The 16,876-nt window shown below is 33.5% G+C and carries 14 protein-coding genes and 2 pseudogenes; 7 read left to right on the top strand and 9 right to left on the bottom strand.

Going from position 1 to position 16,876, the window contains the following annotated elements; translation table 11 throughout:
• The first annotated feature begins 3 nt into the window (after positions 1-3).
• A complete protein-coding gene (locus STK_RS10915) occupies positions 4-1,041 on the top strand; it encodes a glycosyltransferase (RefSeq protein WP_052846685.1) in 1,038 nt (345 codons plus the stop codon).
• Here STK_RS10915 and STK_RS14975 read toward each other — a convergent pair.
• Both STK_RS14975 and STK_RS10905 read right to left on the bottom strand, forming a co-directional pair.
• Positions 1,021-1,440, bottom strand: coding sequence for an FkbM family methyltransferase (locus STK_RS14975; RefSeq protein ID WP_084742671.1), 420 nt, complete (start codon positions 1,438-1,440; stop codon positions 1,021-1,023). The genes STK_RS10915 and STK_RS14975 overlap by 21 nt on opposite strands.
• A gap of 553 nt (positions 1,441-1,993) precedes the next feature.
• A complete protein-coding gene (locus STK_RS10905) occupies positions 1,994-2,950 on the bottom strand; it encodes a glycosyltransferase family 2 protein (protein ID WP_010980036.1) in 957 nt (318 codons plus the stop codon).
• A gap of 305 nt (positions 2,951-3,255) precedes the next feature.
• Between STK_RS10905 and STK_RS10895 the strand changes: the two genes are divergently transcribed.
• Positions 3,256-3,903 carry an FkbM family methyltransferase gene (locus STK_RS10895; protein ID WP_010980035.1) on the top strand — a complete coding sequence of 216 codons (648 nt, stop codon included), beginning with the start codon at positions 3,256-3,258 and terminating at the stop codon, positions 3,901-3,903.
• Here STK_RS10895 and STK_RS10890 read toward each other — a convergent pair.
• The 3 genes from STK_RS10890 to STK_RS14615 all read right to left on the bottom strand — a co-directional run bounded on the left by STK_RS10890 (position 3,900) and on the right by STK_RS14615 (position 8,506).
• Positions 3,900-5,108 (bottom strand): glycosyltransferase family 4 protein, encoded by a 1,209-nt coding sequence (locus STK_RS10890; RefSeq protein WP_010980034.1) that lies wholly within the window; start codon positions 5,106-5,108, stop codon positions 3,900-3,902. The genes STK_RS10895 and STK_RS10890 overlap by 4 nt on opposite strands.
• Positions 5,109-5,114: 6 nt before the next feature.
• The gene (locus tag STK_RS10885; RefSeq protein WP_010980033.1) at positions 5,115-7,376 is read right to left on the bottom strand and encodes a hypothetical protein; all 2,262 of its coding nucleotides are present in this window, start codon (positions 7,374-7,376) and stop codon (positions 5,115-5,117) included.
• 86 nt (positions 7,377-7,462) lie between these two features.
• Positions 7,463-8,506: a glycosyltransferase family A protein gene (locus tag STK_RS14615; protein WP_010980032.1), complete on the bottom strand. Its 1,044-nt coding sequence runs from the start codon at positions 8,504-8,506 to the stop codon at positions 7,463-7,465.
• Positions 8,507-8,555: 49 nt separating this feature from the next.
• On the opposite strand from STK_RS14615, the gene STK_RS10875 reads away from it, so the two are divergent.
• The gene (locus STK_RS10875; RefSeq protein WP_010980031.1) at positions 8,556-9,470 is read left to right on the top strand and encodes a glycosyltransferase; all 915 of its coding nucleotides are present in this window, start codon (positions 8,556-8,558) and stop codon (positions 9,468-9,470) included.
• A gap of 544 nt (positions 9,471-10,014) precedes the next feature.
• Here the strand turns inward: STK_RS10875 and STK_RS14610 are convergent.
• Together STK_RS14610 and STK_RS14970 are read right to left on the bottom strand one after the other, a co-directional pair.
• Positions 10,015-11,017, bottom strand: a pseudogene (locus STK_RS14610) (ISH3 family transposase); the annotation flags it as partial.
• A gap of 115 nt (positions 11,018-11,132) precedes the next feature.
• A pseudogene (locus STK_RS14970) lies at positions 11,133-11,276 on the bottom strand (DUF4322 domain-containing protein); the annotation flags it as partial.
• Between the two features lie 283 nt (positions 11,277-11,559).
• Here STK_RS14970 and STK_RS10865 point away from each other — a divergent pair.
• Positions 11,560-11,820, top strand: a complete 261-nt coding sequence (locus STK_RS10865; RefSeq protein WP_010980028.1) for a carbamoyltransferase N-terminal domain-containing protein — start codon at positions 11,560-11,562, stop codon at positions 11,818-11,820.
• A gap of 150 nt (positions 11,821-11,970) precedes the next feature.
• Here STK_RS10865 and STK_RS10860 read toward each other — a convergent pair whose 3' ends face one another.
• Positions 11,971-13,035, bottom strand: a complete 1,065-nt coding sequence (locus tag STK_RS10860; RefSeq protein WP_010980027.1) for an ISH3-like element ISSto8 family transposase — start codon at positions 13,033-13,035, stop codon at positions 11,971-11,973.
• A gap of 171 nt (positions 13,036-13,206) precedes the next feature.
• On the opposite strand from STK_RS10860, the gene STK_RS10855 reads away from it, so the two are divergent.
• The 3 genes from STK_RS10855 to STK_RS15740 are packed head-to-tail and all read left to right on the top strand — an operon-like array spanning position 13,207 to position 15,434.
• The gene (locus tag STK_RS10855) at positions 13,207-14,706 is read left to right on the top strand and encodes a carbamoyltransferase C-terminal domain-containing protein (RefSeq protein ID WP_198429690.1); all 1,500 of its coding nucleotides are present in this window, start codon (positions 13,207-13,209) and stop codon (positions 14,704-14,706) included.
• A gap of 4 nt (positions 14,707-14,710) precedes the next feature.
• Positions 14,711-15,019 (top strand): hypothetical protein, encoded by a 309-nt coding sequence (locus tag STK_RS15745; protein ID WP_232616474.1) that lies wholly within the window; start codon positions 14,711-14,713, stop codon positions 15,017-15,019.
• Positions 14,997-15,434, top strand: a complete 438-nt coding sequence (locus STK_RS15740) for a hypothetical protein (RefSeq protein ID WP_010980024.1) — start codon at positions 14,997-14,999, stop codon at positions 15,432-15,434. The genes STK_RS15745 and STK_RS15740 overlap by 23 nt, the downstream gene beginning before the upstream one ends.
• A 4-nt stretch (positions 15,435-15,438) precedes the next feature.
• On the opposite strand, the gene STK_RS10840 is transcribed toward STK_RS15740, so the two are convergent.
• Positions 15,439-16,500: an ISNCY-like element ISSto10 family transposase gene (locus tag STK_RS10840; protein WP_010980023.1), complete on the bottom strand. Its 1,062-nt coding sequence runs from the start codon at positions 16,498-16,500 to the stop codon at positions 15,439-15,441.
• Positions 16,501-16,876: the final 376 nt, after the last annotated feature.

Here is a 16,876-nt window from a genome sequence, read left to right as displayed (position 1 = left end):
TCTTTGAAGGTCTTTTTCCTCGCAAGTCATCTTAAGGAAAGAGATGGAGCTAGTAGGGCAATATTAAACTTCGCAAGAGGGATAAGAGAGTTAAGTAATTACGAGCCGGTAATTATCACGCTTAATAGTTCCATGAATAACAATAAAATAAACGGAGTAGAAGTTATTAATCTTAAAAAAGAGTTGGGATCTTTCTCATCTTTTAGTATTCTGCTCGGTTATTCTTTCCCTTTAAATAAATTTAAAAAATACCTTAATGAGGACGGAGTTTATATAGTTTCTACTGATGATTTGATACCTCTCTCTAAATTTAAGGAGAATTTAATTTACTGGAACCAAGGAGTTCTTATCAGTGTATTCTTCTGGGAACCTTTCTACAAAAAGAATAAGTTGATATCAACTTTTGCTTCACCATTCTTGTGGCGTAATATCGTTAAATTTTCAAACTATATTAAAAAGTACAAGTTAGTTCTGGCAAACAGCAGAACATCTGCAGTCTATATTTCCCTCTTTTATAATAGGAGTCCTAAAGGTGTTGTTTACCCGCCACTTGACGTAGACTTCTTTAAAAGTTCTAAGAGCAAGGAAAGATTCGTGTTAGCAATCTTAAAGAGGGGCTATCCCTCACACGTAGAGTTACTGGCTAAAATTGCTGAAAAAATTAAGATGAAAGTTATAGGATATAAGATCCCAAACGCAGAGTATCTTGGGAAAGTTTCAGACGAAGAATTAAGGGATCTGTACTCTTCCGCTTTAGCTACGCTTTATTCTGTAGATTTTGAATATTATGGTTACATCCCAGTAGAGTCTATGGCTTCTGGAACTCCAGTCATAGCCTTTAAGTATTCGGGAGGTCCTTCAGAGACAATTATAGACGGGCAGACTGGATGGCTTGCCTCAGATGAGGAGGAATTCTATAAATTAACAATGAGGGTATATAACGAGGGCTACTCAGAAGAGATAATTTCAAATTGCAGGAAAAGAGCTGAGTTCTTTTCGATAAGAAATCAGACTAAATTGTTACTCTCCTACATAATATAATATGTTCTTCTCGTGACCCCTATCCTCTAATATGCATTTCTTAAAACCCTCTTTTATAAGGGTACTATCTATCTCGCTTTCATACTGATTTCTTACTTCCATTACGATTTTCTTAACCTTATGAAGCTGATTAATGCCAGATTTTATAACGTCCAGTTCTGCTCCTTCCACGTCTATTTTAATGAGGTCTATCGAATCATAGGGCGATAAAAGTTCGTCCAAAGTTATCGTTTCTACTTCTACGTATCTGTTCGAGTTAAAGACGATACTGGAATTATAAGGATTATCTGCTAAGTAAAGCTTGACCCGTCCTCTTTTAGAAGATACGGCTTTGTTTACTATCTTAACGTTATTTATATTATTTACACGTATATTCTTTTCTAAAAATCTTAAGGTTATCTGGAGAAGGTTCTACGGTAACAATTTCCTTAAAATTTTTATATGTAAATAATACATATCCTCCTTCGAAAGACCCAATATCAATAAATACATTGCCTCTTGACGACAATATAACATCATAAACACGGGGTTCATAGTAAGGTATAGAGAGTAGACCTAATCCATGACGGGACGTAAGGATAAATTTTATGCCCTTATAACTTAAAATATATTCTTCATCATCATCTGAAAGCTTTTTAACTTTCCTTTACCTTTAACATCGAATAATATACTCTTAATTAAACCCAACCTAGCTTTCCAAATAAAAAGTTTATTAACCTTAAGTGGTTTAGTACATTGCATTAATATACAGTTTTAGTAGTAGTATTTACAACTTATTATTTGAGTATGAAGTTATTCGTAAGCATATTAAGAAATGGTAACATATGCACTTTCTTTATTTAAAGGTCTTAGGGCTGCAACGAATCTAAAGAGATGAGAATATATCTAGTTATTATATTATCCTTAATAATAAAATATCTTGATTAAAAATAAAAGGTGAAAGCTAGATTAATCAAGAAAATATGGAATTACTATAAATCTTTTTTATGAATATATTTCTAGTTGTCTCCCTCGACAAAATAGATAAAACACTAAGTCCAAGAAGAAAAGTGTTCCATTTGCTAGGAAAATACACTAAATCTTTTACCATTCTGAAAGTATAAATTATCGCTTCTTTCCTAGTAACTTCTTTAGAGAGAATCTTATAGAGAATCTCACGCTGTTCAATAATTATTTTAATAAGGTTTCTTAAAATTTCTTTAGAAAATATGCTCTTAAAATACAATGCGTCCTCGTATTGCATTTTAAATAGCGAGATATTTAGGTTTTCGTAAGCACTTTTTCTCCTTAAGATTCTGTAGTAGGTCAATTTCCTTAAGTCAACCATTATAGGTAGTTCATTTTCTATAGCACAAAAGAATAAGAAAGTATCCGCTGTTATCTTGACATTTTTTAATAGACTATTACATTTAACTGCGAGATCTCTACTAACAGCTATGGAACTGACGTTAAATCCGGCCTTAAGTTTATGAAATAGATAATTTACCTTCCTCTCTGAATTCACTTTATCATAATATAAAAAGTCTTGAGTATCAGTGTTCATTATCGTTTTCTCGTCATAAAATATCAGTTGAGAATTGTGATAAAAACCAAGTTTGTATTTACTGAATTTTTGTGAAACTTCTGCAATCTTTTCCTTACTAAATAGATCGTCATCCTCTAAAAAGAATATTATGTCTCCAGAGGCCTGGGAAATACCTTGTGACAGTTTTCCCCCAAGCGTTATATCATCTGAATACATATTAATCACATCGTTAGCATCGAGAAAAGAGTCGATATCATTGTCCTTAAAGTTCTTCACTACTATGATCTCTGTAGGTCTTTGAGAGTTTTCTAATACAGATTTTACAGCATTCTTTATGAATTCCTTTCTGTTATATGCGGTAATTATTACTGTAGTCTTCAACACAAAAATATAAAAATCAAAAGCTTTTAACTTTTTTATAATGGGTTATACATCTTTTAAGAAAGTACTTATTAGTAACTTTAACAGATACCCATATAATCTTATTCCTCTTATTATGAAGTCATATAGTAATCCTTTTATTATAGGACTAAGGACTATATTCGGCAAATATCCCTTTGAAGCTAAGCTAAAAGGCCATGAGAAAGTTGTGATAACAAGTAGAGTGTATAAAATTACATCATATTATGCATTCTTATATCTAGCCAGAAAAAAGGTAAAAAATTAATGTAGTTGATATCGATGAAAATATGGTTAAACTTATTTATAATGACCATGAAGTAATTCTACGAAATTACCGAGCAAGAGATTTCATAGGAGTTTTTGTAAACGAAGATTATGAATTAGCAGACGTAAAAGGAAAGACTGTTATCGACTGTGGAGCAGCTATAGGGGATTCTTCAATATATTTTGCATTAAAAGGTGCAAAGCGTGTAATTTCTTTCGAAGCATATCCGAGCATAGCGAAAATTGCTGAGCAAAACATAAAGTTAAATGATATTGAAAACGTTTTAATTGTAAATGCTGCTTGCGGAAAGGATGAGACTATGCTAGTTGACCCGCGTTTAGGCGGAGGCCCTACTCCACTAATTCGTGTAGCTAATGGTGCTAAAATTCCTTCCTATTCGCTTAAGAGTATAATACAAAAATTTCAGATTGAGGAAGGAAGCGTACTAAAGATCGATTGTGAGGGTTGCGAATACGACTTTATACTACGTGAGGATGAGACAACTTTAGCGTATTTTTCTCAGATAATTATGGAATATCATCACGGTTATAATGAACTAAAGAAAAAGCTTGAGAAAGCTGGATTCAGAGTAAAGGTAAGTAAACCTGTTCTATGTCATAATACATTTGGAAAGCTCATTTTAGGTAAACTTTATGCTTATAAGGACTAAAGACTCATTAAATCCTTATAATAATTCTCTATTACTGAGTCCCAATTTGTGTGCTTCTCAAGGAATTTTTCCATTTTATCATTGAAAATAAGTGAATTGTACTCGTCCTCCTTCATTCTTAAAATGTTTGTGACTTCCCTTGCCATATGCCTTATATTAAACTCTTCAACAAATCTTACTGCGCTTAAATCGCCGAAAACGGATCTAGGACCAGGGATGTCGTAGGCAACTACTGGTGTTCCTACAGCTAAGGCTTCAAGAATTGCGAGTGAAAACGAATCCTCATGTGAAGGGTATACTACACATTTTGCTTCAGAAACAATATTAAGTAATTCATCTTTAGGTACAAAACCTTTATAAACAATATTATCTTCTAATCTCAATTCTTTAACAAGATTAAAAAAGAGATCTTTCAATGAATCATTTGGAAACTTCCCCATTATTATTAACTTTAATTCCTTATTATTACCAATCCACATTATCTCTTTAAGTATATAAGGGATCTCCAAAATTCCCTTTAAAGGAATAAGTCTAGCATAGAATACTAGGTAATCTTTTTTCTTCTCATAATCCTTCCGTTTGCTTATTAAATCTTTATCTACAGCTAATGGAGGATCCATAACTCTAGCTTTCTTAGACTTACTTAGACCTAAAGAATCTAGCTGTCCTTTAGATACTCCGTATGCGCGAGCTATAGTCCCCGAATATTTAATTATCTTTGATATAATACTTTCCCTAATACCTTTATAAAGAATGTAGTAAAATTTGTTTTTACCATTAAGAAATACATCGATAGGAAAATTTCTCTTAACCTTTAGATAGTTTAATACGTTAAGCGGAATGCCTAATTTAATTTTATTTAGTCCAGCACCCTGAATAAGCACAGCGTTTCTTACTTTCAGCTTCTTAGCATAATAGTAGCTTTCACCAAGTAGGAAATTAATTTCCTTCATTCTAAAGTTATGATAGATGAATTTTAACTGGCCATAACTAATAGGCCAGTAATCTAGGTCAAAAATTAGTCTAATTTCTGTCCTTTTAAGATTATTTAACGTATTGATTATAAAATTCCAATCATGATTTTTATATATTACATGAATACTATCTGTATATTTATTTTTAAAACCTTGCAATAACTTAGTCTCCACATACTCGCCACCGCCAAAGTCCAGATTAGAATCTGCCATAATTATGATTTTTTTCATGGTATTTCAGCCTCTCTTTACTATCTTATCAAATACTCTGAATCTTTGGAAAATAAATACTAATAATATTATTATTAGTCCTAAAGATGATATAATAAAATACTCATGAATAGTAGGAATAATTCTTAACTGAATTACAGCTGTATAATTTCCTGCAGGCATTAACCAAGCATTTGCATATCCGTTTGCCATATAATGCCTGGCGTTAATTTTACCGTTGATATATAGAGTCCATTGTGGAGAGTATCCCTCGTCAAACACCAGATAGAAAGGTCTAGGAGCGTTGACCTCTACAGTATACATCTCATTACAGTAATCAATAAGGATTTTAATGTGGACACCAGATATATTCGTTATATTTACTGCTCCTAGCCCATAAATTATACTCTGCTTTTGTGCTTTTAGCGTATTATCAGCATAAAGAAAGAATAAGTGATAATAGCTGACATTTTTTACTATTCCCTCTGACGGGTAGAGTAGACTAACATTGAGGTTTATTACATATACGTTATAATAACTGTTTTCAATTACTAAACTGATATTAGGTGTATGAGATAGAACCTCAATAAATTTTGTATAATTCCATGGATATCCTCCAGCGTGGCCTAACGGAACTCCTGGTGCAGGGTATTCTTGTTTATTCAAAACAATGTACTTTGCTCCTAATAATACGAAATAGTTGGTTACGTTATTCAGGTTAAAACTGGGAAAGTAGAGATAAATAGGATAAACCACGTTTGAAGCTGGTGATTTTATTATTTGTCCCATTATATAGTCTGAAAGAGGATAAATTGTGTACCATACTGCTTTTGTTCCATTATCATCATACATCCCCCCCGCATATTGCATTGGAAATTCAATTACATTATAGAAACCATCATGTGCAGAAAGATAATTACCTACATCTATCAATTGTTGAGGTGGATAGAAAATATTGGTAGCATTAACCGGCAAATTGAATGCTCTAATCCCAGTATGAAGAGATGCGGTTTCGAAGTTCGAATAAACATATAATGAGGGTATAAGTAAAATGATTAATAATAAGAGTGCTTTTATATAATTTCGCTTTCTCTTAAAATATTCAAAGAGCTGGGGAATCAAATAACTTATTGATAAACTTCCAATAAAGGAAATTGGAAAACCAGAAAAAATATGCTGGATACCATACATTAGCCCTATTATAACGAAACCTATTGGGGTTGAATGCAATGAATATAAAGGTAAAACGTTTATCACACCGCTAGATGCTCCTCCGATAATTAGCAGTAAAGATAGAAGTAATGAGAAAAATCTGCTAGATTTATCTCTTGTAAAAAGAAGTGAAGAGAGTACTAATGCAAATAGCAATGCTCCAACTATTTCATATTTTTCTGGTGTATAAAGAGATATAAAAGAAGTTAAAGGGAAACTATTGTATTGTGCGTTTGTTTCTGATATAACTATCGGTTTTCCCAAAAACTTGTCATGAACGCCTACATAAAATGCTCCTAACGACGCATTATATATTTGGTAAAGCTGTTCTAATCCAGCTATAACTGTAATAAATATTATAATTACATTTTTTATAATAAATTGAATAAAAGAAGGCTTTCGAATAGACATCCAGATAAACGTTATGATTGTCGTATATATTATTATAACCCATAATAAATATGTAAATGCAGAAAATTGAGTACCACTCAGAAGAATTAGATATAAAGCAATTAACGTTATAGAAACAAATTTCTCATCGAATATGTACTTTAAACTTAGATACAAAGCTATAGGAAAAAGTGAATATAAGATGAAAAACGGATAATTAACCCCTAATATAGGTGGCGTATAAGAATAAAATCCCCACGAATATATAAACCCTCCTACTAATCCGCCTATAAAAATAAGATTGCGGTTATACCTTTTACCGAGAAGACCTAGAATAATCCTTAATAGACTGATAAATCCTACTTGAGATAGATAAATAAAAATCAATAAATAAAAAAATTCAGCCATTTCTAAGGATAGATGAAGCACATTAACTAATAGGAAAATAATGAGCCCCGTAAATAAGGAGTCTTGGCTATACGCAAGTGGCGCCCCAGGAAAGAAAGGGTCGTTCCAGTAGTAAAAAAGGATTTTGCGGATCCATAAAGCGGGATTGAAAGGAAAATTTGAGTCTAGCCAGTATATTATTCCTCCATTTAAATAAGTATATAATAGTATACTATCAATTATAAAGGGTATTATATAAAGTAATAAAAACGAAACCTTAATTTTTCTTAAACTTAACATTTTAAAACTATTGTTTCCGTCTAATTTTTAAGTTTTATCAATGTACTGCAATACGATTAGATAAAGAGAATGGAATTTGATTATATTTAATGACTAAATAATTCATTATACATGTTCAATCTAAAGTCATAGATTTTTCTTAGAACCATTTTCCTTAATTTAAATGGAAGATATGATACTATTCCTAATATAAACCTTTTAAGAGTATCTTCAGCGTACGGATTATTTAAAATCCTTACTACTTCATAAAAGCTTAATTTACAACATTTATCATAATAATAGTTATTTTTATTAGTAGGGTTAATAAAAAGTTTGTATAATACTTTTGAAAATAAGTAATCGTGAAGCATAAATTCTTCAATGTCAGAGCCTTTAGCCAATCTATAATTTATCTGGAGATCTTTGCATATATTTGAATATTCAAAGAAATAGTGATCAATAAAACCATTTAAATCTATTAAGTATGAAGTTCCAGATTGTTTTTGCAATCTGTATTTTCCAAGGACTATATTATCAAATAGCATATCGTATTTAGATAAAAAGCTAGTTGTTAGATAAAATGAGTCAATTGCTAAACGAATCTGTTTCAAGTAATCTGAATACTGTTCTAAGATTTCCCTGCTCATTGCCATAGATGAAACTGATGCATAACCACTTCTATTTTTATAAACCGTAAGATACGCAGTTCTAAGATCGCATTGACGTTTATTAATTAGAATTTTTTGTGAATTATATAAAGCATCAGATAATTTTGCCTCCTTACCGTGCTCGTTGATAATTTTAACCTTATGCCTATAAAAGCCGAGCCTTGACTTTTCTTTGAATATATTATATATTACTCTTAGCTTATTACTTTCAAATAAATCATCATCTTCTAGAAAGACTATAATTTCCCCAGAGCTTTCTTTGAGTGCTTCAAAAACTTTTGGCCCTATCCATCTGTTTTTGGATTGAATAAATTTCCAGCTACTGTGTAAATACTTAGAAATATGATTCTCATCATAGTTAGTAACTATTATCACCTCGTATTTCTCCTTATCCAAATCTTGTTTTACAACACTTTCTAAGGCCTCTATAATATAAGGTCTGTACTGGTATGCTGTTACTATAACTGAAATAAATGGATCCATATTCTCTTACCTTAATTTTATTAAGATAATTGGTAATATTTAATAATAGATGCTTATAACAATAGTTACTTACAACCCAGATGAGGAATTTGTTACTGAAATGGTTTCTAAAATTAAAGAGAAAAGCAAAGATTATAAAATACTTATCATAGATAATCATTCAAGAAAACCCTTAGAAAAATTAAAATCTACAGATTATTTTATTCAATTTGATAAAAATTATGGATTAGGTAAAGCATATAATTATGCCGCTAAGTTCGCTAAGGAAATAGGAGAAGAGTATCTAATGTTTCTAGATCAAGACACAGTAATATTAGATAATTTTAATCCAAATAAAGTTGTGAAGGAAGCGGAAGAACTAAAGGCTAAGGGTATTGATCCACAAATATTAAGCATTAACATTGATAATACGGCCATAGAGAAGAAGATATCTGACTCTAATTTTTACAATGCTAAGATAATCGTAAATAGCGGTATGATAGTACGTATAGACTATATAGGAAAAAATCCCTTTTTAGAAAATCTATTTTTAGATAGATTAGATCTTGAATATACTTATAGAGCAAGGAGACAAGGCGTATTACCATTAGTATATAAAGAGAGAATGATATTACATAAGCCCGGAGAAGGACTAAGACAATTCTCTAGATTTTGTGGGAAGTTGTTTTTAACTGCATTATATACGTTGTATACTTTACGTCATAAAAATAATAAAAATAAAAAATTTGAGTACTACTCTTACTACTCAAGTTTCTTGCGATATTATCTCATGTTACGTAATGATGTATACTTATGGATAAGAAGAAGAATATATCCTAATTTTTGGAAAATAATAATAGGAGATCTATTTGTGTTATGTGAGGTTCTAGGTTATAGTAAGGGGTTTAAGTGGGCTTTGAGAGCTATTAGATACGGAATTATAGGAGACCTTGATAAGGATAATAAAGAACTATTTCAAATTTGACTTAGAGTTCAGCTATATTATTCTTGCTAAGACAAATAGACTGTCATTAATCTATAAACCCTCTACTTTAGGGCCTTCTCATATTTAAGATTGATTAACTTAATTATACTTATAACAGTTGTTCTACTTTAACGCAGCTTAAAGATTTTCATCAAACCTAGTACACCTCCTATTAGTAGTTTAAGGAAATTCCCTTACCATAAAAAGTTATAATGTTTTTTCATGAACTAATAAATACTTTGAATTTACCCCCTTACTCTATTTAGTTTATCAGAAAGAATTTTTCAGTTAATAGGACAATATTTCTTACTTATGTTCAACGTCACGTAAAAATGTAACGATTTTCCTATAAATGCTACACGTCAGTATGGGAATCTCTTTTTTCAGAGACTAATAATAACATTAATCAAAATTGAACAAAACCAGTATCATTCAAATAAGACCATATATATTTTATAACATCGAGTATAATTAAATCAATTTTTATTAGAAAAACAAAGAAATATTGAATTAATTTCACGTTGCTAAAAAGGGGTACATAGAGTTAGCTTAAGTTCACGAAAAACAACTCCCTAACTTGAGGTAAACATTGTGCAACAACCTCCCTCATCTCCTTAAGGCAGAAAATCAACGAGAGACTGACAGAACTCCCACAACCTCACCCAAAGAACAAACCAAATAACAGAGGAGAATAAGAACCAACTCCTTCCTAACATCACAAGTCCTAACCCTAAACTCCTCTAGCGAACGAAAAGCATTTTCAACACTCCACCCCTCCTCAGCCAAAACAACAGCAGTTCTAACATCAACCTCACAAGAAAAGCTATAATCATACCATCCTCCTCACCCTTCTTATTAACCTCCTTCCTCAAAATAACAAGATAAGCACCACTAACATGCCTAACATAAAGAAAACCAGTATACCTAACACCGCAATAAATAATATCAACACCCCCCAACTTGTCCCCATACTTCCTATACATCTTATACCTAGCGGTAATAGCAAAATCCACGCCAAGATCCAAGAGAATAACCTCACTCACCGCAAACTCCCTATCACCATAAACAAGCCTAAGATCAAACTTGTCCAACTCCTCCAAAATTGCATAACCATCTCAAAATCCTTAGCAATATTTTTCACAGTTATAGGCAAGACATCAAGGAAAATACTCTTAATCAAGAGGAAAATTGCAATTTGAACGAGACCCCAAGAAGTTAGTAGGCTTAATCAATAAACGCTTATCCTTGTGGTACTGTGGTTGGGAATGGAGGTCAATAGCAACTCTACTATCCCTAGTCTCCCTCAAGACTTTCTTTCCCATCTCCCTTAATGCCTTCCTAACATCATAAATATTGTTCAAGAGGTTTAATGCTCTCCTCCCTTCATTCCCAAGCTTACTCAAGTAAGTTCCTCTTGCCTTGAGTAAAGCTTTAAGGAGTTCTTCGGGGAAAAGTGTATTAGTTAGAAAGGTGTAGATTAGTTTGAGGGCGGATCGGAAGAAGTCCCTATTGTAGGACTTCGTCTCTTTGTCTTTACTCCCCTTCGTATGTTAAGGTCCGCCCTCGCTTATACAAAATTTTCTCCAAAAATTAACATTCTTCTGACTCTTTTCTGAATTTTGTTCATCTAATTTTTTACACGAAAAAAGAGATTCCCATACTGACATAGTTTCTAACTGTTTGTGGTGATATGTTAAACTCCTTAGCCTTGTTTTCTACCGAATCATTTGTTAGCGCTACTATGACAAGTGTTCGCTTGGCTTCTTCAGCCTTTCTACCCTTGAATTTTATGATAGAAAGTGTTTTTTCTTGATTTGTGCAAGTGTTTGTGGATGGAGGCTGGTATTGTCAGGTATTACTTCCCTTAAGGTAATACCACTCCATCCACCTTAACTTTTTCTCTAATTACTAAATTTTTTCAATATAATTGATAATTATCCTTAGAATTGTTTTTGTAAAATGAATTTGGGGTCTAGGGTTAAAGTTAAAAATTTTATCTGTAGTACTGAGAATCTTATATTACCAAGAGAAAGTAGAATAACTGCTATTCCTAGTAAAGCTTATATAGCAAAACATATAATCTTACCAAATGATAGTAATAGGTTTTAACTGGCCTTTAGAACATGATCATGCAGTTGCAGTCATATATAACGGTGAGCTTATATTCGCTGTTGAAGAAGAAAGATACACAAGACACAAACATTCACCATTAGAACCGCCATTAAATGCACTTATACAAGCATTTAGATTTCTAAAGAAAATGGGATTTAAACCAAAAGATATTGACGCTTATGCAATAAACTGGGATCTGTCTCTACTTCAGTATGGGAATCTCTTTTTTCTGAGATAAATGATAACATTAGCCAAAATTGAGCAAAACCAGTACCATTCAAATAAGACCACATATATTTTATAATATAGAGTATAATTAAATCAATTTTTATTAAAAAAAGAGGAAATATTGAATTAATTTCACGTGGTTAAAAAGGGTTGCATAGAGTCAGCTGAAGTTCACGAAAAATAACTCCCCAACTTGAGGTAAACCTTGTGTAATAACTTCCCTCATCTCCTTGAGGACTAGAAAATCAACGAGAGACTGACAGAACTCCCACAACCTCACCCTCCTCCAAGAACGAACCAAAAACCAAACATTCAAAAGAAAATAACAGAGGAGAATAAGAACCAACTCCTTCCTAACATCACAAGTCCTAGTCCTAACCCTAAACTCCTCTAGCGAACGAAAAGCATTCTCAACACCCCACCTCTCCCTATAATCCTCAGCCAAAACAACAGCAGTCCTAACATCAACCTCACCACTAACAAGAAAAGCTATAATCCCATCCCCCTTCCTCAAAATAACAAGATAAGCACCACTAACATGCCTAACACAAAGAAAACCAGTATACCTAACACCACAATAAGTAATATCAACATCCCTCAACTTATCCTCATACTTCTTGTACATCTGATACCTAGCGGTAATAACAAAATCCACGCCAAGACCCAAGAGAAACTTAATAACCTCATTCACCGCAAACTCCCTATCAGCATAAACCCTAACAAGCCTAAGATCAAACTTGTCCAACTCCTCCAAAACAACTTGCATAACCATCTTAAAATCCTCAGCAATATTTTTCACAGTTATAGGTAAAACATCAAGGAAAATACTCTTCCTATTCAAGAGGAAAATTGCAATTTGAGCGAGACCCCAAGAAGTACCCTTATTAGGCTTAATCCTACTCAATAAACTCTTATCCTTGTGGTACTGTGGTTGGGAATGGAGGTCAATAGCAACTCTCCTATTCCTAGTCTCCCTCAAGACTTTCTTACCCATCTCCCTTAATGCCTTTCTAACATCATCAACATCAATATTGTTCAAGAGCTTTAATGCTCTCCTCCCCTCGTTCCCAAGCCTACTCAAGTAGGTTCCTCTAGCTTTAAGTAAGGTTTTGAGGAGTTCTTCGGGGAAAAGTATATTAGTTAGAAAGGTGTAGATTAGTTTGAGGGCGGACCGGACGAAGTCCCTATTGTAGGATTTAGTCCCTTTGTCTTCATTCCCCTTCATATGTTAAGGTCCGCCCTCTAATATACAAAATTTTCTACAAAAATTAGCGTTCTTCTGACTCTTTTCTGAATTTTATTCATCTCGTTTTTTACGCTAAAAAAGAGATTCCCATACTGACTTCCAAGTGAAGCTCGACATCGTTTTTTCGATCTTACTATGAAGATATCAGTGATGCATGGGCTGGTAGGAGTTACAGAGTTACATAATTATATATGGAGTTACTTAAGAGGAGATTTCTTACCATTAGCCAAAAGAGTTATTACAAAAGCTATTTTAGAATCTCATGAAACAATACCGTCAGAAATAAAAATTTTTTCTGTGCCTCATCATTTAGCTCATGCAGCCTCAGCGTATTATTTTTCTGGCTTTAACTCTGCTACTGTAATCACTTTAGATGGTTCAGGTGAGTACGAGGCTACTGTTATATGGAAGGTAAAAGATGGAGAATTCGAGAAAATTTTATCTATGTACTCCTCTTATGGTTCATTAGGATTTCTTTATGAGGCTATGATGGTAGGGATATCTTTTGAAAGACTGGAAGGTCCTGGAAAAGGAATGGGATTAGCACCTTACGGTAAAAAGTCTCTATATTATGATAGATTAAGATCGTTCGTTAATATTAATTCAGATGATGGCATCCCATTTTACATTTCAGATGATAAAGTTATAAGAAGAAGAAAATATTATGAGATTATATATCAAGCTATCTATAGTAAAATAGCTGAAAAGGTTATAGGTGGTAAACTTAAGTGGGATCCCCGTGGTGAGTTGAATCAAGATGCAGTAAACATTGCTTGGGCTGTTCAAAAAGTAACTGAGGAGGCTGTTTTAGCTACTGCAAAGTGGGCAAAAGATCACACGGGTGAGGATAAAGTTGCCTTAGCTGGAGGAGTAGCTTTAAATGCTAAGGCTAATATGGAGTTGCATTACGCCAAGATCTTCAATGATATGTTTATTTTTCCAGCTGCTAATGACGCTGGTGGGCCAATAGGTGCTGCAGCTTACGTTTATGAGCATGTGTTGGGAGGCAAAATGAAGAGACAAAGGCTGAAGAACGTTTACCTAGGGCCGGAATATGACGATGATGTGATTAAGAAGGTTGTTCAAGATAGTAAGTTTAAGGCTAAGTATGTTGGTGATGATGTTAATGCTGTTGCTGACTTAGTTGCTAAGGGTTATATTGTAACTTGGTATCAAGGTAGGGCTGAGTTGGGCCCTAGGGCACTCGGTAATCGTTCGATTGTTGCTGACCCGACTAGGAAGGAGTACTGGAGGCTGGTCAACGATATTAAGGGTAGGGAGTGGTGGAGGCCATTAGCACCGTCTTTGCTAGATGAGGACAAAGGCACTTACTTTAAAGATCCCGTTTCCCACGAGTTCATGATACTGATGCTACGTTATAAGGATGAGGAGGTGTGTAAGCGTGTTCCGGTCACTTGTCATGTTGATTTGACTGCTAGGCCACAGACTGTAACTAGGGATCAGAATAAGACTTGGTATGATTTGATTAAGGCGTTCAAGGATATTAAGGGTGAGGGGCTAATAATGAATACCTCATTTAACCTCGCCGGTGAACCATTAGTTGAGACACCACAGGACGCCATGAGGAGCTTCGCTTTAAAAGGTTTTGATGCAATGTATATGCAAGGATGGTTAATATATAAGAGGTGAGATGATGAAAGTGTTCAGTGTTAGGGGAATAAAAATATTTTATGATGAAAAGTTAGATGGGGGAGGAACTTCTTTCGGTCAACTTTACGTACTTATTATAAAGAGGCTTATAGGAAAATTAAAAACGTGTTTTGAGGCATTTTCTGGACCGGCATTTATAGGTTTTTCTTTACTTGCGCATAATCTCTGTGAGGAATTGGTAGTTGCTGATATTAATCCTGAAGCTATTAATTACGTTAAAATGACAATAGAGGAAACCAAGTTAAGAGGTAAGGTATTATGTTTCAGATGTGTTGGACGGAATACCGGATAATGAAAAGTTCGATTTGGTAGTAAGTAATCCTCCACATTTTAATGAAAATACGCTTAAAAATTACGTTCAATATGATCAAATTACGTTATTAAAAGTTTATGATGAAAGTTGGAAGTTACATAGAAAGTTTTATTTGAATATTTGTAAGTTTCTTAATGAGAGGGCTAATGTAATACTAGTCGAAAATTCTGAAGGATCTAATGAGAGAGATTTCATTGGGATGATAAGTGAAGGAGGACTTAAGTATGTAGGAGTAATAAGATCTACACTAGAAGATATTATAAACTCGTCGTATATTTCTATAAATAGATTGAACTTAGACAAAGGTGTTTCAAAGATAGTGAAAAGATTACCATATGGAATGTATAAACTAGCATTTTCGTTTGGATTTAAAATGCATTATAAACCACTTTAGCATTTTACGTCTTTTTCCTTCTCTTAAACAGTTTCTTAATCCCACCCAAAGACTGATAAATACTTTTTATCATCCTCGATATTCTCTTGGCTCCCAAGCTTAAGCCAAGAGAATACTTAAATGAGAGAACTAAGAGGAGGGAGAGGGATTTCAAGGTTATGAAACCCTTGTTCCTAACCCATGTGAGGAAAGAGCTCTTCTCTAAGCCTAGAGCCTTTAGCTCCCTAATTACTACTTCAATATCCCAACGGTTTTCCCATGTTGTTATTATGTCTTCTGGTGTGTCATTTGTGTTGGTCGAGAAGAAGTATCTTTTTCCCATGCCTTTATAATTGTCTATTACGAGTAGTTTTATGGGGGTACCTAGGTATTCTACTAGGTATTCCCCTTCGGGGAACTCGGCAACTGGCACATGTCTGCCACCCTCGACAACACGTGAGTTTGCCTTGAGTTCCCCGGTAGTGTTAGGTAGTAGGGTTTTTGAGTTTACGTACCATGAGTCGAATGAGATGGTGGTAACGTTGTACTCGTTTAGGATTGTTGGTAGTGTTTCTAGGTATAGTTGGATTTTTGTTTTGTATTCTGCTTTTTCTCCCCTTTCCTTGAGTATTTCGGCAACTTTTTGTGGTATGTATGGTATTATTGTTACTATGTAGGCCTCGTTTGTCCTCAAGTCTTTTAGTGTTATTAGGAGGAGTTGTATTGCTGGCTCGTATCTCTTGTGTTCTCTGCAGTAAAAGGCTTGTGTTCCGTTTCTTGATACTGGTAGTGCTCTTGCTTTGTGGTTGTGTGTGTCGTCTATTATTAGTTGTACTGGGTGGTCTTTTACTATTTCTTTTACTATTTTGATCAGGTTTATGTTTGCCAATTTGTCAAGGTTTTTTAGTACTGTCTCGTAGTCCATGTCTACTGCTTGTGCTATTTCTGTTGCTGTCCCACCCATAACTCCTCCTAGTACTAGTCTTGTTAGTGTGTCTTTTCTCACGCTAGTCAAGGCTGTGAAGATTTGTTGTAATGCTTCTTGAAGTGTCTTGTAATACTCTTGGAGTAATGAGTTTGTATTCATCCGATATTTTGTTTGGCTAATTTTTAAAAAGTTTTTAAGGTTCCCTTAAACTGCAAGGATTTTCCTATAAATGCTAACCACTTATTGATGTAGTTAACTTTCACTCAAAGTTTTATTTTATATGGAGTAAAAATTTAAATAAGTAAAAAGCTGGACTAGTGATTCAAATTATGGAAATTCTAATCAAGTCCTCCTTCTGTTAACCGTTAGATAGTACAGTAAAATTTTAAAAATATTAAAATAAGATCTTTTTTATTTAATAAACCTTGTAGTGAACTGAAAATGAGTTTCTAGTAAATAAATGGGAGTGTGGAATAGTGGCGCCATTAACCTAAAGTTAGCCAATCTTTATGAAGAAGGAGTTAAACTGATAGTC

It is taken from the genome of Sulfurisphaera tokodaii str. 7 (assembly GCF_000011205.1).
GTDB classification, from domain to species: Archaea; Thermoproteota; Thermoprotei_A; order Sulfolobales; family Sulfolobaceae; genus Sulfurisphaera; species Sulfurisphaera tokodaii.
This window is presented reverse-complemented; position numbering and strand designations above follow the sequence as displayed.